This window comes from Pseudomonas sp. 22082 (assembly GCF_052046055.1).
Lineage (GTDB): Bacteria > Pseudomonadota > Gammaproteobacteria > Pseudomonadales > Pseudomonadaceae > Aquipseudomonas > Aquipseudomonas pharyngis.
Window position 1 is genome coordinate 101,720 of record NZ_JBQEQB010000012.1, and the last position, 22,596, is coordinate 124,315.

Here is a 22,596-nt window from a genome sequence, read left to right on the forward strand (position 1 = left end):
CGCTTGATCGGCAACGCCGCTCAGAACGTTGAGGCGGTGCGATTCTGTTGGTCGCGCTGCGCCACCCAGTGTTCGATCAGCTCACGCAGTTGCGACAGCTCCACCGGTTTGGCCATGTGCCCGTCCATCCCGGCCTGACGCGCGCGCTCCCTGTGTTCAGCGAGGATGTGCGCCGTCAGGGCAACGATCGGCGTGCGAATGCGCTGGTTGCTGACTTCCCATGCGCGCAATTGCTGAGTCGCCGAGAACCCGTCGAGGATCGGCATTTCGCAGTCCATCAACACCAGGTCATAACGCTGGGCTTTCATTGCCTGCAAGGCTTCTTCGCCATTGCTGGCGGTGTCCGGTTGCAGATTGAGTTTGCCGAGCATGCCGCGGATGACCTTGGTGGAAATCGTGTTGTCTTCGGCCACCAGAATGCGGAAGTCGCTCGGCACCTTGACCGGCGCAGCGGGGCTGGCCGGCTGCGGCTGGAATGCCACCTGGCCACGGTTGCGCTGGTTCAGTTCGTCGGCAAGCGTGGTCTTGAGGGTGTAGCCGGCCACCGGTTTGGCCAGGATGCGCTTGATCCCCGAATTGCGCGCGATGATCTTGCTCGGCGCATTGCTGATGCCGGTGAGCATGATCAGCAGGATGTCGTGGTTCAGGCTCGGGTCTTCCTTGATCTTGGCCGCCAGTTGCATGCCGGTCATGCCGGGCATGTTCTGGTCGAGCAGAACCACGTCGAAATAGTCGCGCAGGTGCGCCTTGGTGCGCAGCAGGGCCAGCGCTTCCTTGCCCGACGGCACGGCGCTGACGTTCAGGCCCCAGGCGCTGCATTGCTGCACCAGCACCTTGCGGCAGGTGTCGTTGTCGTCGACCACCAATACGCGTGCGCCTTGCAGCGGGCTGTCGAGGTCCGAGGTCGGGTGCTCCAGGCGATCGGGATCCAACGGCAGGGTCAGCCAGAGCGTGCTGCCCTGGCTGGCGCCGCTCTTGATGCCGAACTCGCCCTGCATCAAACGGATCAATTGGCGGGCGATCACCAGCCCGAGGTTGCCGCCCAGACGGTTGGCCGACAGGAAGTGCTTGCTGTGCAACTCGGCGTGCATCAGCGCGTCGCGCTCTTCCTGATCCATCGGCTGGCCGCTGTCCTGCACGGCAATGCGCAGGCGTGGGCCGGCGCTGCGTTCGTCGAGGGCGACCACCACCAGCACTTCGCCTTCCTCGGTTTTCTTCAGGGCGTTTTCCAGCAGGCTCAGCAGTGTCTGGCGCAGGCGCGTCGGATCACCACTGATGACCCGTGGCACTTGCGGCTGGATGAAACTGATCAGCTCGACGTTCTGCTGTTCGGCCTTGGCGCGGTAGATGCTCAGGCAATCGTCGATCAGCGCGTTGAGGTCGAACTGCACGTCGTCGAGTTCGATCTGCCCGGACTCGAGCCGCGAGATGTCGAGGATCTCGTTTATCAGGGTCAGCAATTCGTTGCCGGCGCTGTGGATGGTTTGCACGTAGTCGCGTTGCTTGACCGACAGCGGCGTGCCGAGCAGCAGTTCGGTCATGCCCAGTACGCCGTTCATCGGCGTGCGGATTTCGTGGCTGATCTTGGCCAGGAACTCGGCCTTGGCGTTGATCTCGGCGTTGCTCGCGGCGAGGTCGCGGCTGATGCTGAAACGGCTTTCGGTAATGCTGCGCTGACGTTCGCCGAGGGCGATGCTCATCAGCAGGCCACTGATGCAGATGAAACCCATCAGGGTCATGATCAGGCCTTGCGGCGCCACCAGGGTCAGCCCCAGCAAGGCCGGGAGAATGATCAGTGTGCCGATGTTGAACACCACCATCGCGGCAACGAACAAGCGGGCAGGGCGGTAGCCTTTCTGCCAGTGATAGAAACCCACCAGCAGCATGCTCAGCCCAGCCAGGGCTACGAGCGCGTAGGTGATGATGTTCAGCGGCAGGGTGTTGACGAACAACAGCAGCAGGCTGCAGATCACGATGAACAGGATGTCGCCGATCAGCAGCTTGTTCAGCGGATGCGGGCCGAGCGGCGCGAAGAAACGGTAGGCGAACATCAGGCCCGCCGGAGCGGTCAGCAGCAGGGCCAGATAGGCGCCGGGAGTCTGGATCGCATGCCAGTTCGGCAGCCACGGACCGGCGAGGTTGAGCAACAGCAACAGGCTCAGGCTCAACAGGCCTTCACACACCGCGAGCCACAGACTGCTGCGTGAGCGGGTGTAGGCGTAGCGGATCAGGTTGTGCAGGATCAGCATCGCCAGACAGCCGAACAGCAGGCCGTAGATCAGCGTCTGGTTGTGATTGGCCCCGGCCATCACTGCCGATTGCAGGGTGATATACGGGCGCAACTGGTGATCGGAGACCAGTCGCAGGTAGACGTCGAGGGGTTTGTCGCTTTGCGGCAGCGGCAGCATGAAATCGCTGCTCGGCAGCGGTCGTTCCACCTGGGGCTGGGTGGTGCCGGTGTCGCGCTGTTCGATCAGGCGATCGCCGTCGAGGACATACAGATTGAGGTGCGACAGGTCGGGGGCGAAGATCCGCAGCACTTGTTCGTGCTTGCCGGGCGCCAGCCTGAAGCGCAGCCACAGGGCGCCATCGGGTTCGGCCGCGGTGAGGCGGTCAAGCTCGATAGGGCTGAATTGATTGGTGTAGCGGGCGGAGCGGATGTCGCTCAGCTGCAGGTTGCCCTGATCGTCAAGCAATACCGACCAGCCACTGCCTTGCGCGGCCTGGGCCGGGAGCATGCAGAGCAAGGTCAACAGCGTGACGGTGAAGCCTATGGCAATCCTGAGCCAGCGCACGGCGAAATCCCTTCGTAGGTTGATGCCAGAATATAACGATGCGCAGCGTCGGAACAGTCCGGCAAGGGCGATGAGCCCCTGCCGGAAACACAGCGTAGCTTATTACTGAGACTCACCGCGTTCACGGGCAATGGCGCGGTAGCCAATGTCGGTGCGGTAGAAGCAGCCTTCCCAGTCGATGGCCTTGGCCAGTTTGTAGGCCTGCTCCTGGGCGGCGCCGACGCTGGCGCCCATGGCGGTGGCGCACAGCACCCGACCGCCGGCCGTCACGACGTTGCCGTCCTTGAGCGCAGTACCGGCGTGGAAGACCTTGCCTTCCAGTGCGGCGGCAGCGTCCAGACCGTTGATCGGCGCGCCCTTGGCGTAGTCGCCCGGGTAACCGCCGGCGGCCAGCACGATGCCGACGCTCGGACGTGGATCCCACTGCGCTTCAACCTTGTCCAGCGCCTGGGCCAGTGCCGCTTCGACCAGCAGCACCAGGCTCGACTGCAGACGCAGCATCACCGGTTGGGTTTCCGGGTCGCCGAAGCGGCAGTTGAACTCGATGACCTTCGGATTGCCGGCCTTGTCGATCATCAGACCGGCGTACAGGAAACCGGTGTAGACGTTGCCTTCGTCGGCCATGCCGCGCACGGTCGGCCAGATCACTTGGTCCATCACGCGCTGGTGCACGTCGGCGGTGACCACCGGTGCAGGGGAGTAAGCACCCATGCCGCCGGTGTTCGGGCCGCTGTCGCCGTCGCCGACGCGTTTGTGGTCCTGGCTGGTGGCCATCGGCAGAACGTTCTTGCCGTCGACCATGACGATGAAGCTGGCTTCTTCGCCGTCGAGGAATTCTTCGATGACAACGCGCGAACCGGCGTCGCCAAAGGAATTGCCGGCGAGCATGTCGCGCACGGCGTCTTCGGCTTCGGCCAGGGTCATGGCGACGATCACGCCTTTACCGGCGGCCAGGCCGTCAGCCTTGATCACGATCGGTGCGCCTTTTTCACGCAGATAAGCCAGGGCCGGCTCGATCTCGGTGAAGTTCTGGTAGTCGGCGGTCGGGATCTTGTGGCGTGCCAGGAAATCCTTGGTGAAGGCTTTCGAGCCTTCCAGCTGCGCGGCGCCGGCGGTCGGACCGAAGCAGTCCAGGCCACGGGAGCGGAACAGGTCGACGACGCCGGCCACCAATGGCACTTCCGGACCGACGATGGTCAGGGAAACGTTTTTCTCGGCGAAGTCAGCGAGCTGCTCGAGGGCCAGCACGTCGATGGCGACGTTCTCGCACTTGGCTTCAATCGCGGTGCCGGCGTTGCCCGGTGCGACGAAAACTTTCTGCACACGCGGATCCTGAGCCACTTTCCAGGCCAGGGCGTGTTCGCGGCCACCGCTGCCAATGATCAAAACATTCATTTCAAAAACCTCGGATGACGCTAATTCTGGAGGCAGCACTAAGACTGCTTTTCTGTGGGAGCGGCGGTGCGACGATTCGACTTGCTCGCGAAAGCGGAGTGTCAGTCGAAACAAATGTCGCTGACAGATTGCATTCGCGAGCAAGCCCGCTCCCACATTTGAATCGGTTTATCAGTGACGGAAATGGCGCATGCCTGTAAAGACCATGGCGATACCGGCTTCGTCAGCAGCAGCAATCACTTCAGCATCACGCATCGAGCCACCCGGCTGGATCACTGCCGTGATACCGACCTTGGCCGCGTTGTCCAGACCGTCGCGGAACGGGAAGAACGCGTCCGACGCCATCACCGAACCAGCCACTTGCAGACCGGCGTGTTCAGCCTTGATCGCCGCGATACGCGCCGAGTTCACGCGGCTCATCTGGCCGGCGCCGACACCGATGGTCTGGCGGTTCTTGGCGTAGACGATGGCGTTGGATTTGACGAACTTGGCCACTTTCCAGGCGAAGATCAGGTCGTGGACTTCCTGTTCGGTCGGGGCGCGTTTGGTCACCACTTTCAGGTCGTCGGCGCCGATCATGCCGATGTCGCGGCTCTGTACCAGCAGGCCGCCGTTGACGCGCTTGTAGTCCCAGGCCGGAACGCGATCCGCCGACCACTCGCCGCAGGCCAGCAGGCGCACATTGGCCTTGGCAGCGACGATGGCACGGGCTTCTTCGCTGACGCTTGGGGCGATGATCACTTCAACGAACTGACGCTCGACGATCGCCTTGGCGGTCTCGGCATCCAGTTCACGGTTGAAGGCGATGATGCCGCCGAACGCGGATTCGGTGTCAGTGGCGTAGGCCAGTTCGTAGGCCTGACGGATGCCGCCTTCGGCGTCCGGGCTCACGGCCACGCCGCACGGGTTGGCGTGCTTGACGATCACGCAGGCCGGTTTGACGAAGCTCTTCACGCATTCCAGCGCAGCGTCGGTGTCGGCCACGTTGTTGTACGACAGCTCTTTGCCTTGCAGCTGGGTGGCGGTGGCGATGCCGACTTCGGCAGGCTTGGCTTCAACGTAGAACGCCGCGCTCTGGTGCGGGTTCTCGCCGTAGCGCATTTCCTGGGCCTTGATGAACTGGCTGTTGAAGGTGCGCGGGAATTCGCTGCGACCTTCGGTGCTCAGGGTTTCGGCAGCCTGGTTCACGGTGCCCATGTAGTTGGCGATCATGCCGTCGTAGGCGGCGGTGTGTTCGAACGCCTTGAGCATCAGGTCGAAACGCTGAGCATAGGTCAGGCCACCGGCCTTGAGGTTTTCCAGGACGTTGGCGTAATCGCTGGCATTCACCACGATGGCCACGTCTTTGTGGTTTTTCGCCGCCGAACGGACCATGGTCGGGCCGCCGATGTCGATGTTTTCGATGGCGGTCGGCAGGTCGCAGCCTGGCTTGCTGATGGTGGCTTCGAACGGGTACAGGTTCACGGCTACCAGATCGATCGGCTTGATGCCGTGCTCGTTCATGATGGCGTCGTCGATACCGCGACGACCGAGGATCCCGCCGTGGATTTTCGGGTGCAGGGTTTTCACCCGACCGTCCATCATCTCTGCGAAACCGGTGTAATCCGCGACTTCCACTGCGGCCACGCCGTTGTCCTGCAGCAGTTTGAAGGTCCCGCCGGTGGAAAGGATTTCCACGCCCAGGGCTTCCAGCTCCCTGGCGAATTCGAGGATCCCGGTCTTGTCGGAAACACTGATCAAGGCGCGGCGGATCGGCAGGCGGGTAGTCTGGTCGGTCATCTCAATTTCCATCAAAAGCAAGGGAAGTCAGCAAAAAAGGCGACCGGTTTTACGCGGGCGCCTTTCTGGTTTGATTGAATGCTTACAGCAGATCGTACTGCTTGAGTTTCTTGCGCAGCGTGCCGCGGTTCAGTCCGAGCAGCTCGCTGGCCTTGGTCTGGTTGCCCTTGACGTAGTTCATCACGCTTTCGAGCAGGGGAGCCTCGACTTCGGAGAGCACCAGGTTGTACACATCCGTGACGGACGCGCCCTCAAGGTGGGCGAAATAATTGTGCAGCGCCTTCTCGACACTCCCGCGAAGGGTCTGGCCTTCTTCGCTCGGGGTATTGAGGTGCTGTTTCAAATTCACGTTGTCGCTCACGGGTGTTGTTCCACTCACTAAAGTCTCGGTCATCATCGTCATGCGGCCACCCCTTCTCCGTCCCCTGTCAGGCTCTTGTAACGTTCGGCGAAGAACTCCCGAACGTTGGCGCATTGTGTTTCCGTACCATCCAAACGATTGAAGTGGGCGCGAAACTCCTTGGCGCCCGGCAAGGTTGCGAGATACCAGCCCACATGTTTGCGGGCAATTCGCACGCCCATCACGTCCCCATAGAAGGCGTGGAGGGCGGCCAGATGCTCAAGCAGAATGCGTTCCACCTCGATCAGCTCCGGCGCCGGCAGTTTTTCGCCGGTACGCAGAAAGTGTTCGATCTCGCGAAAAATCCATGGCCGCCCCTGGGCGGCCCGGCCGATCAACAGGCCATCGGCACCGGTCGCGTCGAGCACGTAGCGGGCCTTTTCCGGCGATACGATGTCGCCGTTGGCAAAGACCGGAATCGACACCGCCTGCTTGATCGCGGCAATGGTGTCGTACTCGGCTTCGCCGGTGTACAGGTCGGCGCGGGTGCGGCCATGCACCGCCAGCGCCGTGATCCCGGCCTGTTCGGCGATCTTCGCCACGGTCAGGCCGTTCTTGTTGTCGCGATCCCATCCGGTGCGGATCTTCAGGGTCACCGGCACATCAACCGCCGCCACGACGGCATGCAGGATCTCGGTAACCAGTGCTTCATCCTTCAACAACGCGGAGCCGGCGGCCTTGTTGCAGACCTTCTTCGCCGGGCAACCCATGTTGATATCAATAATCTGTGCGCCCAGCTCGACGTTGGCCCGGGCCGCATCCGCCAGCATCTGCGCATCGCCACCGGCGATCTGCACCGAGCGTGGCTCGGGATCGCCTTCGTGGATCATGCGCATGCGCGACTTGCGGGTGTTCCACAGGCTCATGTCACTGGTGACCATTTCCGAGACTACAAGCCCTGCGCCCAGACGCTTGCACAGCTGACGAAAGGGCTGGTCGGTGACACCCGCCATCGGGGCGAGGATCAAACCGTTCTGCAATGTATATGGGCCGATGCGTACCGCCGACATAGGACTTCCCTGAAGTGGGGCCGGATCATGAGAGTTCGAAAAAGGGTTGGCATGATACCCGCTCTCGATGACTGGATAAAGGCTGAATTGAACAAAATCTGAACAGTTATTCTGTTATTACCGCCGGTTTGGTCGCGCGGTGTGCAGTCAGAAAATTGCCGTCAATCCGGGAGCGGTGAAGCGTTTCACTCGGGTGAGTGGAAACTCAGGCTGTAGTTCACCGCTTTCGGGCCTGGGTCAAGGATGTCCAGAGCGATGTGGATCGGCGTCTGCGGCGGCATTTCCGCCATGCCTTCGAGGTCGCCGTTGAGGTATTCGCCGGGTTTGAAGCGACGACTGGCGATCAGGTGACCGTTGAGGTCGGCGAAGCGCAGCTCCAGCAGCGGAAACGGCTGCGAGAACGGCGCGCGGTTATAAATGATCGCGTCCACCACCAGCGCACCGCTGAATTCCGGGTGGCTGCGCACCACCAGGTTGCTGCTCTTGATCTTGGCGATATCCACTTTGGAAGGCACCGTGCAGCCGACTTGCGGGCACAGTTGCTGGAACCACGGCCGGTATTGATCCTGGCGCGCCAGTTCATCGAAGTGATAGGCGATGTATTGTCCGCCCAGGCCGGCGGCGGCCAGCACGATCAGCAACAGCCAGAGCAGGCGACGGCCCCAGGGCGAGCGGCGTTTCTGCCAGTCCAGTTGCAGCGGGTCGTCGGTCAGATCCTGCAACGCTTCGGCGCGAACGCTGGATTCGACGCGTTCGCGCTTTTTGCGCGGTGCTTCGATGAGTGGCAGTTCGTCGTCGACGTCATCGCTGGCCGACAGGCGTTCGCGGCGGGCATTCGGGTCGATCGGATCGTGCAGGCGCAGTTGCGGGATCGGCGGTTCGTCGTCGAGATCCACCGGCTCCAGCGACAGCGAGGGTTCGGTTCGCTCCGGTCGGACGGGTTCAGGCTCGACGACGTCGGGTTCATCTTCGACTTCGGGTGCGCGCTCATCTGCCGGTTCGCTGAACAGGCTGTCCGGCCAAGTCGTGTCTTCCGGTTCGTGGCTGTCGCGGCGGGCGCTCAGGGCGTCTTCGCGTGGGCGGCCGAACTCGGTGGTCGGCTGGATTTCCCGTTGCTCGAGGCGGGCCAGTTCTTCGTCCAGATCCAGGCTGTCCAGATCCAGCTCGGCGGCGCTCCATTGCTTCTGGCTGATGGCGCGCGGCTCGGGCGTTTCGACGATGGCCGGTGGTTCGACTGGCGCCGGCTCGCTGATCGGCGGCGGCTCGCTGATTAACGGCGCCACCGGCGTGACCGCTTCCTTGCCTGCGTGTTGCTCCAGCAATTGCTTGGCGGCATTGAACACTTGCAGGCAGGAGCCGCAACGAACCACCCCGCGGGCCACGCTCAACTGAGCGTGGCTGACGCGGAAACTGGTTTGGCAATGCGGGCACTGGGTGACGAAGCTGTCGGTCATGCGGCGATCCGGATTGAGCAGGCGGTCATTCTAGCGCCGACGGCCGGTGATGCGCACCCAGCCATCACGATTGGCGATCGGGTCGAGATCGAAGTCCTGCGCGTAGGCGGCAGCGACTTCGTCACCTTGTTCGGCGAGGATCCCGGACAGCGCCAGACGCCCGCCGGACTTGACCAGGCCGGACAGTTGCGGCGCCAGGGAAACCAGCGGACCGGCCAGAATGTTGGCCACCAGTACGTCGGCTTTGACCTGCGGCAGGTCTTCCGGAAGGTACAGCGGGAACAGTTCGTCCGCGATGTTGTTGCGCCCGGCGTTGTCGCGGGAGGCTTCGAGTGCCTGCACGTCGATGTCGGTGCCCACGGCTTCTTTCGCGCCCAGCAGCAGGGCGGCAATCGCAAGAATCCCCGAGCCGCAGCCGAAGTCCAGCACGTTGCAGTCTTTCAAGTCCTGGCCGTCCAGCCATTCCAGGCACAGGGCGGTGGTCGGGTGGGTACCGGTGCCGAACGCCAGGCCCGGGTCCAGCAGCAGGTTGACCGCGTCCGGCTCCGGGGCGGCGTGCCAGCTCGGCACGATCCACAGACGCTGACCGAAACGCATCGGCTGGAAACCATCCATCCAGCTGCGTTCCCAGTCCTGGTCTTCGATTACTTCGCTGTGGTGCTCGGGCAGCGGGCTGCCGGTCAGCAGTTCCAGATGGGCCAGTACCGGGGCGGCTTCGGTGCCGCCCTCGAACAGGGCCAACAGGTGGGTGTGTGCCCACAGCGGGGTGGTGTTGAGTTCCGGCTCGAAGATCGGCTGGTCTTCGGCGTCCATGAAGGTCACCGAAACGGCGCCCACTTCAAGGAAAGCGTCTTCGTAGGTTTCGGCTTGTTCCGGGCTGATGGCGAGTCTTACTTGCAGCCAAGGCATGGCGGGCACCTGTGAAAAAGATTGATTGCAGCCTAGCGGCCTGCGAGAAGCGCGCAAGTTTACGCGAGCGCGACGGTTTTGTGGGAGCGGGGAATGTGTGAGCAGATGAAACCTTCGGAAACAACAAAGCCGCCCGAAGGCGGCTTTGTCAGGTGCGGGCTGAAGCTTAGTGCTTCTCGCCAGCCAGCTTGTGCTCGAGGTAGTGAATGTTCACGCCCCCTTTGCAGAAGCCTTCGTCGCGGGTCAGATCACGGTGCAGCGGGATGTTGGTCTTGATCCCGTCGACCACGATTTCGTCCAGGGCATTGCGCATGCGGGCCATGGCTTCGTCGCGGGTCGCGCCGTAAGTGATCAGCTTGCCGATCAGCGAGTCGTAGTTCGGCGGAACGGCATAACCGCTGTACAGGTGCGAATCGACGCGAACGCCGTTGCCGCCTGGTGCGTGGAAATGCTTGACCGTACCCGGGCTCGGCATGAAGGTTTTCGGGTCTTCGGCGTTGATCCGGCATTCCAGCGAGTGACCGCGGATCACCACATCATCCTGGGTATACGACAGCTTGTTGCCAGCGGCGATGCTGAGCATCTCCTTGACGATGTCGATACCGGTGACCATTTCCGAAACCGGGTGCTCCACCTGAACACGGGTGTTCATTTCGATGAAGTAGAAGCGACCGTTCTCGTACAGGAACTCGAAGGTGCCGGCGCCACGGTAGCCGATGTCGATGCACGCCTTGACGCAGCGAGCCAGGACTTCCTTGCGCGCGTTCTCGTCGATGCCCGGTGCCGGCGCTTCCTCGAGAACCTTCTGGTGGCGGCGTTGCAGCGAGCAATCGCGGTCGCCCAGATGGATGGCATTGCCCTGGCCGTCGGACAGAACCTGCACTTCGACGTGACGCGGGTTGGTCAGGAATTTTTCCAGATAGACCATCGGGTTGCCGAACGCCGCGCCTGCTTCGGAGCGGGTCAGTTTCGCCGAGGCGATCAGGTCTTCTTCCTTGTGCACCACGCGCATGCCGCGACCACCACCGCCGCCGGCGGCCTTGATGATCACCGGATAGCCGACTTCACGACCGATGCGCAGCGCCGTTTCCTCGTCTTCCGGCAGCGGGCCGTCGGAACCTGGAACGGTTGGCACGCCCGCTTCGATCATCGCGTGCTTGGCCGATACCTTGTCGCCCATCAGGCGAATGGTTTCGGCTTTCGGACCGATGAAGGCGAAGCCGGAGTTCTCGACCTGCTCGGCGAAGTCGGCGTTTTCCGCGAGGAAACCGTAGCCTGGGTGAATGGCGGTAGCGCCAGTCACTTCAGCGGCAGCGATGATGGCCGGGATGTGCAGGTAGGACTGAGCGGCAGAAGCCGGGCCGATGCAGACGGATTCGTCTGCCAGACCCAGGTGCATCAGCTCTTTGTCGGCCTTGGAGTAAACGGCGACGGTCTTGATGCCCATCTCTTTGCAGGCACGCAGAATCCGCAGGGCGATCTCACCGCGGTTAGCGATCAGAACTTTTTCCAACTTCGCAGTCATCAAAGGCTCTCCGCAGTTCAAACGATGGTGAACAGCGGTTGGTCGTACTCAACCGGCTGGCCGTCTTCGACGAGGATGGACTCGATCACACCGCTGGTTTCAGCTTCGATGTGGTTCATCATCTTCATGGCTTCGACGATGCACAGGGTGTCGCCTTTCTTCACGGTCTGGCCGACTTCAACGAAGGACGGCGAGGTTGGCGAAGATTTGCGATAGAAGGTGCCGACCATCGGCGAACGGGCAACGGTGCCGTTCAGCGCTGGAGCAGCAGCGGCAGCTGGAGCTGCGGCAGCAGCAACCGGAGCGGCAGCGGCGGCAGGTGCAGCGGCCGGAGCCTGCATCGGAGCCGGAGCGTAGTACTGCTGCGCCGGGGTCTTGCTGTGACGGCTGATGCGTACGGACTCTTCGCCTTCCTTGATCTCGAGCTCGTCGATGCCGGACTCTTCCAGCAATTCGATCAGTTTCTTAACTTTACGGATATCCATGAATCATCAACTCCCAAGGGTCGGTCAGGGGCGTATAGCTTGGTGTTCAAGCTGCTCTAGTGCAGCCTCCAGGGCCAGTCGGTAACCGCTGGCGCCAAGGCCGCAGATCACTCCTACCGCTACGTCGGAGAAGTAGGAGTGATGGCGGAAAGGTTCGCGTTTGTGCACGTTGGACAAATGCACTTCGATGAATGGGATGCTCACTCCCAGCAGCGCGTCACGTAATGCGACACTTGTGTGTGTAAATGCCGCCGGGTTGATCAGAATGAAGTCCACGCCTTCGCCGCGTGCGGCGTGGATGCGGTCGATCAATTCGTACTCGGCGTTGCTTTGCAGATACAGCAGATGATGGCCGGCTTCACGGGCGCGGCGTTCCAGATCCTGATTGATCTGCGCCAGGGTGGTCGACCCGTAGGTCCCGGGTTCCCGGGTGCCGAGCAGGTTCAGGTTGGGGCCGTGCAGCACCAGTAGCGTTGCCATCTGCGTGTTCCTTGTTATGGGTGAGCCTTCGTCAGAACCCGGCGACTATGCCGCAAAGACTTTGTGACTGTCCAGTTCTCTGCAATAGCCAGCACGATGACCGATGTTTGCGCAAAATATGTGACTGACTGATTAAATCCGGTCATTCGCTCTGGCAACACGTTCGGCGAAGTCGCGGGCGTTGATCTCGCCGATCACCCGCACATCGCGGCGTTCTGCCCCGTCCTTGCCGAAGAACATCAGCGCCGGTGGCCCGAACAGGCTGTAGCGGTCGAGCAGGGTGCGCTGTTCGGCATTGCTCGCGGTGATGTCGAAGCGGATCAGTCGATAGCCCTTGAGCCGCTCCACCACCGTGGCGTCATTGAGCACTTCGTGTTCGATGACTTTGCAGCTGATGCACCAGTCGGCGTACCAGTCGAGCAGCAGCGGGGTGCCGGCGGTTTTCGCTTCGAGCAGTGCCCGATCCAGTTCCGCCGGGGTGCTGACGGTCTGCCACGAGCCGCTGTTTTGCGCGGTCGAGCCGCTGTCGGCAAGTCGTGCCGGGGCTATTGGATTCAGCGGGTCGGTCTGCCCGCTGAACGCGCCGTACCAGCAGGCCAGCGCATAAAACAGCAGGAACAGGCCCAGCAACTGGCCGAGGCGTTTGCGCGGCGGTTTGTAGACGAATTCCAGAGCGCCGAGGAACAGGCCGACGCCGCCGGCCAGCAGGCCGATCAGCAGCAAGGTGATCTGTCCCGGCAATACCCGGCTGAGCAGACCGATCGCCAGCCCGAGCAGCAACACGCCGATGCCGTTCTTCACGTACATCATCCACGGCCCGCTTTTCGGCAGCCACGCCGCGCCACCGGTAGCCACCAGCAACAGCGGCGCGCCCATGCCCAGGCCGAGCATGAACAGCTTCAGGCCGCCGCCCAACGCGTCGCCGCTGGCGCTTATATAAAGCAGTGCGCCGGCCAGCGGTGCGGAAACGCACGGCGATACCAGCAAACTCGACACCACACCCAACACCGCCGCGCCCCACAACGAGCCGCCTTCGGTGCGCCCGGCGATCCGGTCGAGGCGGCTGCTGATGAAGTGCGGCAGTTTCAGCTCGAATACGCCGAACATCGCCAGCGCAAACACCGCAAAAAACATCGAGAACGGCACCAGCACCCACGCCGATTGCAGCCGTGCCTGCAAATTCAGTTGCGCGCCGAAGAGCCCCATCAAGGCCCCGAGCAGCGCAAAGCACGCGGCCATCGGCAGCACATAAGCCAACGACAGATTGAAACCACGCAAACCGCCGACCTGCCCGCGCAACACCACACCGGACAGGATCGGCAGCATCGGCAATACACACGGCGTGAAGGTCAGGCCCAGGCCCGCCAGGAAAAACAGCGCCAGATCACGCCAGTCCCAACCGGTCACCGGAGCGGACGCCTCACGTGCCGCTGCGTTGCCCTCGATGCTCAGGCGTTCGGTTTCCGGTGGATAGCACAAACCCTTGTCGGCACAGCCCTGATAGGTGACGGCCAGCGTGAAGGCTCGGGCATCACTGCGTGGCAGCTCCACATCGAGAATGCCGTGGTAGACCTCGACGTCGCCGAAATACTCGTCGTGTTTCTGTTCGCCTTGCGGCAGTTGTGCGGCGCCAAGTTTTACGTCCGCCGGCTCGGCGCGAAATTGGAAACGGTGGCGGTAGAGGTAATAGCCTTCGGTGGCGACGAAGCGCAGTTTGACCGATTGCGGCGTGCTCTCGACCAGACTCAGTTGAAAGGCTTCGCGCACCGGCAGGAAATCGGCGCTGTTGTTGACCGAGCCCAGCGTGGCGCTGGGTTTGCTGTCGAACAGACCGGCGGCGCCGGCCGGCAGGGCGAAGACGAAAAGCAGCAGGCAGAGCAGACGGCGCATGACAATCTCGCGAATCAAAGGTGCGGGAATGATAGCGGACTTGGCCCTGAGCTGTGTGTCACACGCGGAACGCCTGCACGGCGGTGTGCAGCTGACCGCCCAGCAACAGCAGGTTCTCGCCTTGCTCGCGGCCCTGACCGATGCGCAGCAGATTGTCCCCGCCCAACTGGTGAATCCGCTCGCTGTGATCGCGGATCTCGCTGACCGCGCCGCTCTGTTGCGCGGTGATGTCGGCGATGCGGATCGCGGTGTCGGAGATGGTCTGGATCGCGCCAACAATCTTGTCCAGCGCCCCGTCCGCCGATTGCGCCTGATTGGCGGTGGCTTCGGCATGTTCGACCTGTGCGCGCATGCCCTCGACCGATTGCCGGGCGGCGGTTTGCAGGCCGGCAATCAGAGTCTGGATTTCGGCGGTGGCGCCGGCGGTGCGTTGTGCCAGTGAGCGGACTTCTTCGGCCACCACGGCAAACCCACGGCCCATTTCCCCGGCGCGGGCGGCTTCGATCGCCGCGTTGAGCGCCAGCAGGTTGGTCTGGTCGGCAATCGAGCGGATTACCGTCAGCACGCCGCCGATGGTCGCCGACTCTTCGGCCAGGTGTTCGATCATCTGCGCGTTGCCTTGCACTTCGCCGACCAGCGCGTGCAGGCCGGTGAGGCTCTGGCCGATCACCTGTTGCCCGTGTTCGACCGCCAGCCCGGCATGGCGACTGGCGTCGGCGGCCTGGCGCGCATCGCCGGCCACTTGCTGAATGGTCGCTTCCAGTTCGCCGAGAGAATCACGGATCAGCGCTGTGTCGCCGGCCTGATGTTCGGCACCGCTGTGCAAGTCATTGCTCAGTTCGGCGAGGGTGCGGCTGCTGCCCGCCACCTGCTCGGCATTGCCGCGAATGGTCCCGACCAGATCCACCAGGTAGGCGCGCAAGCGATTGAGCGAGGCTTCGATGTCGTGCAGTTCGCGGTTGGTCTTGCCCAGATGAATGTCGCGGCTGAAGTCGCCTTCGGCCCAGGTTGACAGCGCCGGCGCGAGGTTGGTCAAAGTGCGGGCCAGGCGCCGCTGCAGGGTATCGATCAGCAGTGCGATCAGCAGAATCAGACCGATCATCACGCCTTGCATCAGCCGTACTTCGCCCTGGATCTGCCCGTGCTGGGCGCGTACCACCGGTTCGAGGCCGGCGATGGCTTGTTGCACGGCGGCGATTTTCTGGTGGGTTGCGGTGCTCAGGTCGGTGCGTTTCTGGATCTGCTCGCGGGTGCGCGCCAGCTCCGCCGGATAACGGCCGAGCAAACTGTTGAGTTCGCGTTTGAGGCCGACGCCGGCGTCTTCGGCGGCGGCTTTTTCGGTGCTTTCGATGCCCATCAGCGCGGCGAAGTCGTCGCTGCCGGACTCACTGCTGGCGACCACACCGAGCAAGGGCAGGGCATCGATCGTTTGGGCCTGGGCGCGGATGTTGCTGACTTCGCGCTCGACATCGGCGGCCAGTTCACTGCGTCCGCTGCTGACCAGTTTGTCCCGGGCCAGCGACAGTTTGCCCAAATGTTGAGAGGCAATCAGCAGGGGTGTCAGGTAGGTCGCGTTACCGCCGGCGTAGGTGCTGAGTTGGTCGAGACTGGCGCTCAATTCGCGCTCGGCCTGCAATAGCAACGCCTGCGGATCACCGGCGAGTTTGCCGGCGGCCAGCAGGTCGGTCTTGCTGAATTCATCGAGGCCGCTGAGGCTCGGGCGCAAGGTGTCGGCCAGCGCGGGCGGCAGCTCACCGAGTTCTTTCTGCAATTGATCGATGGCCTGACTGGCGCTGCTCAGGCGCAGGGCGTCGCCGCTGGCGAGGTAATCCTCGACGTTGCGTGCCACGTCATTCTGAAATTGCTGCGACAGGCCCAGGTAACGCTCCATCAACAGATACGGGCGTTCCAGGGCTTTCTGCGACCACCACAACGTGGCGCCGAGCGCCAAGCAGACGGCGACCAGCAACAGAGTATTGAGATTGGTGAGCAACTTCAGGCGCATGACGGCTACCAACGGCAGAATGGTAAGCGCCTGAATTTATTGCGGTTCTGTTACAGGGTTATGACCGATTGGGGCGATTCCGATGAAAAAGTGGCACTTTGCTTTGAGTCGCGGGCGGTCTGCACCCGATTGCGCCCTTCGCCCTTGGCGCGGTACAGCGCCTCGTCGGCCTGGCTGGCCATCATCAGGCTGTCGGAGTCGTCGCGCATCTCCACCACGCCGGCGCTGAAGGTGCACCACAGATCCTGCGGCTGGGCCGGATAGTGAATCTCGGCAAAGCGCTGGCGGATTTCGTCGAGCACTTTGTGCGCGGCTTCTATATCGGTGTCGGGCATGACGATGGCGAACTCTTCGCCGCCGTAACGGCCGATGAAGTCGGTCTTGCGCAGACGCTGCTTGAGGAACAGCGCCAGGCTCTTGATCACCCGGTCGCCCATGGGGTGGCCGTGGCTGTCGTTGACCCGTTTGAAGTGGTCGATGTCGAGCATGGCAAAGCTCAACGGCTTGTTCTCGCGGCGGGCGCGGAACGAACAGTCTTCGAGCAATTGCAGAATGTGCGTGTGGTTGTACAGGCCGGTGAGGCTGTCGCGAACCATCCGTGCCTTGAGATTGCGCGCGCGGGCGGCGCGGTTGCGCACGGTGGTGATCAGGTGGCGCGGCTTGATCGGCTTGGTCAGGAAGTCGTCGCCGCCTTCGCTCATGGCGTCGAGCTGTTTGTCCAGATCGTCTTCGGCCGACAGATAAATGATCGGCACGCTGACGTAGCGATCGTTATGACGAATGACCTTGGCCAGCTCGGTGCCGGTGCAGGCCGGCATGTACATGTCGAGGATGATCAGGTCTGGCTGGAAGTCCGCCAGCTCGGCCATGGCCTGGATCGGTTCGATCAGGGTGCGGGTGACGATCCCGGCGCTGTTGAGCAGGCGTTCGGTGTGCAGGGCCTGGGCGCGGGAGTCGTCGATGATCAGCACTTTATAGGGTTCGTACTGGGCGACGCAGGTCAGGACTTCGATCTTCTCCAGCAGGCTCGAGGCTTCGAGGGTACCGGTGAGAAATTCCTGGCCACCGGCGCGCACCGCTGCGAGGCGGGTCGGGGTGTCGGTTTCGTGCAGGCTGAAGAACAGCAGCGGCAGCGGTTCTTCCAGACCTTGCTGGGCTTCAGCGGCGAGCTTCAGACCGACGCCGGCGCCGCTGAAATCCACGTCCATGACAATCGCGGCCGGCAGGCGCTCGACCATTGAGGAGCGAAACGCCGACACACTGTCCAGCGCCTGGGCGCTCAGACCGAAAAACTCCAGCTGCTTGGCCAGCCGCTCGGCGCGGTCGTGATCCTGCAGCATCACGTAGATCGGTTTGCGCAGGGGCGGCAGGAAGGTCTGATCGAGCTGATCGCCATGGCGCAGCCCGGTGCGCGACAGACGCTGCATCAAACGGTTGAGATCGGTGATCAGGCCGCTGCTCAGGCGTCCGCGATTGGCGTCCACCGCTTCCAGCGACTGGCTGATGTGGCGGGCCAACTGCGTGTGCTCGGGCTGTTCGAAGCGCTCGGCAAAACGCAGCAGGCGCAGATTGGCCTCGCTCAGTTCGGCGAGGTCGGCAGTGGACCACTCACTGCGTTGCAGGCGCTGCCATATCTCAAGAATCTGACGTGCCTGATGAATTACCCGCTGGGCAAAGTGGTGCTTGAGGCGCTCACGGCTGGGGTCTTCTGGCTCGGTCATATCCTGACTACTAGTTAGGGTGCATGCTGAGATCGACTGGTGGCTCTATGCTAGCACCTCTTTTCCCTTACATGAGTGTCGTACGTCAATAATCTGCTGTGCGTCACCATTCAGTTTCTGACTGCCGGGTTTCAATTTGAACCTGATCGTCGGTGAAGCCCCCATCTGCCGGGCATTTGCCGATCTGCGCAACCATGAATTTACCGGAGCGCGGGGAAGGGATGGCAGGGTCTTTGTGCTGTCCCGTTGCGGGTATCGGCAGCGCAATGGCGATGAATTCGCTATCGGGGAATCCCTTAGGGCGGTCTGTCCCGGCCTTGTGTCGGGTGGCGAGGCAGCGCCTGTCAATATTGACGGGTGCCCGGTCGAGGCACGTTGTTGTATGGTTGTGGTCGAACCGTTGAACCCAAGATTGAAAGGATATCGCCATGCTGGACTGGAAGAACCGCGCGGGCAGCGCGCCTGAACGTGCCGCCGAGCCCAAGTCGGCCGCCCGCAGCTATGTCGGCGGGCTGTTGTTCAGCCGGGCGCTGGCCACGTTGGTTGCCATTTACCTGTTGGTGACCATTGGCCTGGGTTGGTACTGGAGCCAGGAGCCGGCGCTGTTTCCCGTGGCGCAGAACGCTCAGGTTGCCGCCGAGAAAGAGGGCAAGCAGATGGTGGTCGGCTACACCACCGTCGAAACCCTGAAAACCGTTGCCGGCACTTTGCTCGACAAGCCGGGCGGCTATATTTCCAACGACCGTTTCCCGCCGGGCCTGTGGATGGACAACATGCCGAGCTGGGAATACGGCGTACTGGTGCAGGTCCGCGACCTGACCCGTGCCTTGCGCAAGGACTTCGCCCGCTCGCAGTCGCAATCGGCTGAAGACGCCGACCTGGCCAAGGCCGAGCCGCGCTTCAACTTCGACAACAAGAGCTGGATCCTGCCATCCAGCGAATCGGAGTATCAGGAAGGCATCAATTCCCTGAGCCGTTATCAGGCGCGCCTGTCCGATCCGACCCAGAAAAATGCCTTGTTCTATGCCCGTGCCGACAACCTGAACAACTGGCTGGGTGATGTCGGTACTCGTCTCGGGTCGCTGTCGCAACGCCTGTCGGCCAGTGTTGGCCGGGTCAAGCTCAACACCGCGCTGAAAACCGAAGTGCCGGCGGTGGGTGAAGTGCCGCAGGTCGACGAGGAAGTCGTCGAGACTCCGTGGATGCAGATCGACAACGTGTTCTACGAAGCTCGCGGTCAGGCCTGGGCGCTGTCGCACCTGCTGCGCGCGATCGAGGTCGATTTCGCCGATGTGCTGGCAAAGAAGAACGCGACCGTCAGCGTGCGTCAGATCATCCGCGAACTGGAAGCCTCCCAGGAACCGATCTGGAGCCCGATGATCCTCAATGGCAGCGGTTTCGGTGTGCTGGCCAACCACTCGCTGGTCATGGCCAACTACATTTCCCGGGCCAACGCGGCCGTGATCGATTTGCGTCAACTGCTCAATCAGGGCTGAGTCATGGACGAGAGCGCCAGAGAGGCGGCCCACCGCGCCGCCTCGGATGCCGAACAGATCGCCTGGGTCGACGAGCAGGACAACCTGCTCGGCGCCCTGGTGCGTTCGGATCTGCGAGAACGCGGACTGATTGGCCGTGGTACCTACATCATGCTGTTCAACTCCGCCGGTGAACTCTGCGTGCATCGGCGCACCCTGAGCAAGGCCATCTATCCCGGTTACTGGGACGTGGCGGCCGGCGGCATGGTGCAGGCGAACGAGACCTACGCCGAGTCGGCGGCCCGTGAGCTGGAGGAAGAGCTGGGGGTGAGTGGTGTCGAACTGACGGCCCACGACCATTTCTACTTCGAAGACACCGGCAATCGCCTGTGGTGTTCGGCGTTTTCGGCAGTGTGGGATGGCCCGTTGATCCTGCAGCCGGAGGAGGTGCTCGAAGCGCGCTTCATTCCGATCGAACAGGTCATGCGGGAAATCGAGCAAAAGCCTTATTGCCCGGACTCTCTGGCAGCCTTGAAACGTTATCTGAAGGCTCAGCAAAGCAACGTCGCAAAGAACACATAAATTGGCGCCGATTGGCACTTAGCAATCGGCGTTTTTGCCGTTACACTGCGCGACCTTTTCAAGCTGCACCGGCCTGCTTTTATTGAAGAACCGGTGCAGTAGCGCTGCCCCTGCCTGAGTGGGGCTTCGCGGTCGATAGCCTTGCCCAAGGCTGCGATCAGTCTTTGTCCTCCCGAGAGGATTGCCGGTGGCCAAAAAAGCCGCATCCTTCGCCGCCCTGGGCGGCCTGGTATTTTCCACCGACGCAGGTCGTCATTGCCCGGAATGCAGCAAGCCGGTGGACGCCTGTATCTGCAAGCAAACCGTGATCCCGGCCGGCGACGGCATTGCCCGTGTGCGCCGCGAGAGCAAGGGGCGTGGCGGCAAGACGGTGACCACCATCACCGGCGTGCCTCTGGCCGAAGACGCACTCAAGGAGCTGGCGACAACGTTGAAGAAACGTTGCGGCACCGGCGGTGCGTTGAAAGACGGGATCATCGAGATCCAGGGCGACCATGTCGAGCTGCTCCTGGCCGAGTTGGTCAAGCACGGCTTCAAAGCGAAGAAGTCCGGCGGCTAGCAGCCTCTGTGAAACCCACCGGCGGCTTGATTCAGCTCCAGAGTCCCTGGGCCTGACGTCGTTTCCATGGTTTTCACAGAGCCTGTTCATGACCGGTTTCTAAACTCAACGCTGTCAGCGCGGTCTACCGCCCCGCTGACGAACCGTCATTTTCATTCTTTAGACTGCGCCGGCCTGCGATCAGGCGACGCACTATGACTTCTTTATAGGGGACTTCGATGTCCGTACGACGCACACGCAAAGACGATGGCAGCCAATGGACAGTTGCGGACAGCCGCAGTGTTTACGGGATTCGCCATTGGGGGGCCGGGTATTTCGCGATCAATGAAGCCGGTCGCGTCGAAGTTCGTCCGAACGGCCCGAGCAGCTCGCCTATCGATCTGTTCGAACAAGTCGACCAGCTGCGCAAGAGTGGCTTGTCCCTGCCGCTGCTGGTGCGTTTTCCCGACATCCTGCAAGACCGCGTCCGTCAGCTGACCGGCGCTTTCGATGCGAACATCGAGCGTCTGGAATACCAGAGCAAATACACCGCGCTGTACCCGATCAAGGTCAACCAGCAGGAAGCGGTGATCGAGAACATCATCGCCACCCAGAACGTTTCCATCGGTCTGGAAGCCGGGTCCAAGCCCGAGCTGCTGGCCGTGCTGGCGCTGGCGCCGAAGGGCGGCACCATCGTCTGCAACGGTTACAAGGACCGCGAGTTCATCCGTCTGGCGCTGATGGGCCAGAAGCTCGGCCACAATGTATTCATTGTGATCGAGAAAGAATCCGAAGTCGGTCTGGTGATCGAAGAGGCCGCCTCGCTCAAGGTCAAGCCGCAGGTCGGTCTGCGCGTGCGTCTGTCCTCACTGGCGTCGTCGAAGTGGGCGGACACCGGTGGCGAGAAATCCAAGTTCGGTCTGTCGGCGGCGCAACTGCTGTCGGTGGTCGAGCGTTTCCGCGCGGCGGGCCTGGATCAGGGCATCCGTCTGCTGCACTTCCACATGGGTTCGCAGATCGCCAACCTGGCCGACTACCAGCACGGTTTCAAGGAAGCGATCCGTTACTACGGCGAGCTGCGCAACCTCGGTCTGCCGGTCGATCACATCGACGTCGGTGGTGGCCTGGGTGTGGACTACGACGGTACGCACTCGCGCAACGCCAGTTCGATCAACTACGACATGGATGACTACGCCGGTGTCGTGGTCGGCATGCTCAAGGAGTTCTGCGATGCGCAGGCGCTGCCGCATCCGCACATCTTCTCCGAAAGCGGCCGCTCGCTGACCGCGCACCACGCGATGCTGGTGGTGCAGGTCACCGACGTCGAGAAACACAACGACGAAATCCCGTTGATCGAGAACAAGGAAGCGCTGCCGGAAACCGTGCAGTGGCTGGTTGACCTGCTGGGCCCGACCGACATCGAAATGGTCACCGAAACCTACTGGCGCGCCACCCACTACATGAGCGACGTGGCCGCCCAGTACGCCGACGGCAAACTGACCCTGGCCGAGAAGGCCCTGGCCGAGCAGTGCTACTTCGCCGTATGCCGTCGTCTGCACAACTCGCTGAAGGCACGTCAGCGTTCGCACCGTCAGGTGCTGGACGAACTCAACGACAAGCTGGCCGACAAGTACATCTGCAACTTCTCGGTATTCCAGAGCCTGCCGGACACCTGGGCGATCGATCAGGTGCTGCCGATCATCCCGTTGCACCGTCTCGACGAAGAGCCGCTGCGTCGCGCGGTGCTGCAGGATCTGACCTGCGACTCCGACGGCAAGATCAACCAGTACGTCGACGAGCAAAGCATCGAGACCAGCCTGCCGGTGCATGCGCTGAACGAAGGTGAAGACTATCTGCTGGGCGTGTTCCTGGTCGGCGCCTATCAGGAAATTCTTGGCGACATGCACAACCTGTTCGGTGACACCGACTCGGTGAACATTTACCAGAACGCCGACGGCAGCGTTTACCACGCCGGCATTGAAACCCACGACACCATCGAAGACATGCTGCGCTATGTGCACCTGTCGCCGGAAGAACTGATGACTCACTATCGCGACAAGTGCGCCAGTGCCCGCATCAGCGCCAGCGAACGCACCCAGTTCCTCGATGCCCTGCGCCTGGGTCTGACCCGCTCCTCCTACCTGTCCTCCTGA

Annotated in this window: 17 protein-coding genes; 4 read left to right on the forward strand and 13 right to left on the reverse strand. The window is 62.2% G+C overall.

From position 1 onward, the window contains the following. Window positions 1–20: 20 nt before the first annotated feature. From ACTJK9_RS15895 to gcbA, 13 genes are all read right to left on the reverse strand, one after another. The gene (locus ACTJK9_RS15895; protein ID WP_221398607.1) at window positions 21–2,795 is read right to left on the reverse strand and encodes a hybrid sensor histidine kinase/response regulator; all 2,775 of its coding nucleotides are present in this window, start codon (window positions 2,793–2,795) and stop codon (window positions 21–23) included. A gap of 102 nt (window positions 2,796–2,897) precedes the next feature. Further along, window positions 2,898–4,190, reverse strand: a complete 1,293-nt coding sequence (purD, locus tag ACTJK9_RS15900; protein WP_007951030.1) for a phosphoribosylamine--glycine ligase — start codon at window positions 4,188–4,190, stop codon at window positions 2,898–2,900. Window positions 4,191–4,361: 171 nt separating this feature from the next. Then, window positions 4,362–5,969, reverse strand: a complete 1,608-nt coding sequence (purH, locus tag ACTJK9_RS15905) for a bifunctional phosphoribosylaminoimidazolecarboxamide formyltransferase/IMP cyclohydrolase (RefSeq protein WP_039772035.1) — start codon at window positions 5,967–5,969, stop codon at window positions 4,362–4,364. An 82-nt stretch (window positions 5,970–6,051) separates the two neighbouring features. After that, window positions 6,052–6,372: a DNA-binding transcriptional regulator Fis gene (gene fis / locus ACTJK9_RS15910; protein ID WP_002555375.1), complete on the reverse strand. Its 321-nt coding sequence runs from the start codon at window positions 6,370–6,372 to the stop codon at window positions 6,052–6,054. Beyond that, window positions 6,369–7,379 carry a tRNA dihydrouridine synthase DusB gene (dusB, locus tag ACTJK9_RS15915; protein WP_085611009.1) on the reverse strand — a complete coding sequence of 337 codons (1,011 nt, stop codon included), beginning with the start codon at window positions 7,377–7,379 and terminating at the stop codon, window positions 6,369–6,371. Before dusB ends, fis begins: the two co-directional genes overlap by 4 nt. A 185-nt stretch (window positions 7,380–7,564) precedes the next feature. Continuing rightward, window positions 7,565–8,833, reverse strand: coding sequence for a DUF3426 domain-containing protein (locus ACTJK9_RS15920; protein WP_440814789.1), 1,269 nt, complete (start codon window positions 8,831–8,833; stop codon window positions 7,565–7,567). A 30-nt stretch (window positions 8,834–8,863) separates the two neighbouring features. Continuing rightward, a complete protein-coding gene (prmA, locus tag ACTJK9_RS15925; RefSeq protein ID WP_007951025.1) occupies window positions 8,864–9,742 on the reverse strand; it encodes a 50S ribosomal protein L11 methyltransferase in 879 nt (292 codons plus the stop codon). Window positions 9,743–9,908: 166 nt separating this feature from the next. Further along, window positions 9,909–11,267 carry an acetyl-CoA carboxylase biotin carboxylase subunit gene (gene accC, locus ACTJK9_RS15930; RefSeq protein ID WP_064593229.1) on the reverse strand — a complete coding sequence of 453 codons (1,359 nt, stop codon included), beginning with the start codon at window positions 11,265–11,267 and terminating at the stop codon, window positions 9,909–9,911. A gap of 17 nt (window positions 11,268–11,284) precedes the next feature. Next, window positions 11,285–11,752 carry an acetyl-CoA carboxylase biotin carboxyl carrier protein gene (gene accB, locus ACTJK9_RS15935; protein ID WP_007951023.1) on the reverse strand — a complete coding sequence of 156 codons (468 nt, stop codon included), beginning with the start codon at window positions 11,750–11,752 and terminating at the stop codon, window positions 11,285–11,287. Window positions 11,753–11,776: 24 nt separating this feature from the next. Continuing rightward, a complete protein-coding gene (gene aroQ / locus ACTJK9_RS15940) occupies window positions 11,777–12,232 on the reverse strand; it encodes a type II 3-dehydroquinate dehydratase (protein WP_064593231.1) in 456 nt (151 codons plus the stop codon). A gap of 132 nt (window positions 12,233–12,364) precedes the next feature. Further along, a complete protein-coding gene (locus tag ACTJK9_RS15945) occupies window positions 12,365–14,122 on the reverse strand; it encodes a protein-disulfide reductase DsbD (protein ID WP_085611006.1) in 1,758 nt (585 codons plus the stop codon). 58 nt (window positions 14,123–14,180) lie between these two features. Further along, window positions 14,181–16,127, reverse strand: a complete 1,947-nt coding sequence (locus tag ACTJK9_RS15950; protein WP_085611005.1) for a methyl-accepting chemotaxis protein — start codon at window positions 16,125–16,127, stop codon at window positions 14,181–14,183. 50 nt (window positions 16,128–16,177) lie between these two features. After that, the gene (gene gcbA, locus ACTJK9_RS15955) at window positions 16,178–17,848 is read right to left on the reverse strand and encodes a diguanylate cyclase GcbA (protein WP_039772046.1); all 1,671 of its coding nucleotides are present in this window, start codon (window positions 17,846–17,848) and stop codon (window positions 16,178–16,180) included. 428 nt (window positions 17,849–18,276) lie between these two features. On the opposite strand from gcbA, the gene ACTJK9_RS15960 reads away from it, so the two are divergent. The 4 genes from ACTJK9_RS15960 (at window position 18,277) to speA (ending at window position 22,596) form a co-directional block, all read left to right on the forward strand. Further along, the gene (locus tag ACTJK9_RS15960) at window positions 18,277–19,344 is read left to right on the forward strand and encodes a DUF2333 family protein (RefSeq protein WP_039772049.1); all 1,068 of its coding nucleotides are present in this window, start codon (window positions 18,277–18,279) and stop codon (window positions 19,342–19,344) included. Between the two features lie 3 nt (window positions 19,345–19,347). After that, on the forward strand, window positions 19,348–19,905 hold the full coding sequence (locus ACTJK9_RS15965) for an NUDIX hydrolase (RefSeq protein WP_085611003.1): 558 nt from the start codon (window positions 19,348–19,350) through the stop codon (window positions 19,903–19,905). Between the two features lie 187 nt (window positions 19,906–20,092). Further along, window positions 20,093–20,464: a translation initiation factor Sui1 gene (locus tag ACTJK9_RS15970; RefSeq protein ID WP_007951016.1), complete on the forward strand. Its 372-nt coding sequence runs from the start codon at window positions 20,093–20,095 to the stop codon at window positions 20,462–20,464. Between the two features lie 218 nt (window positions 20,465–20,682). Beyond that, on the forward strand, window positions 20,683–22,596 hold the full coding sequence (speA, locus tag ACTJK9_RS15975; RefSeq protein WP_440814793.1) for an arginine decarboxylase: 1,914 nt from the start codon (window positions 20,683–20,685) through the stop codon (window positions 22,594–22,596).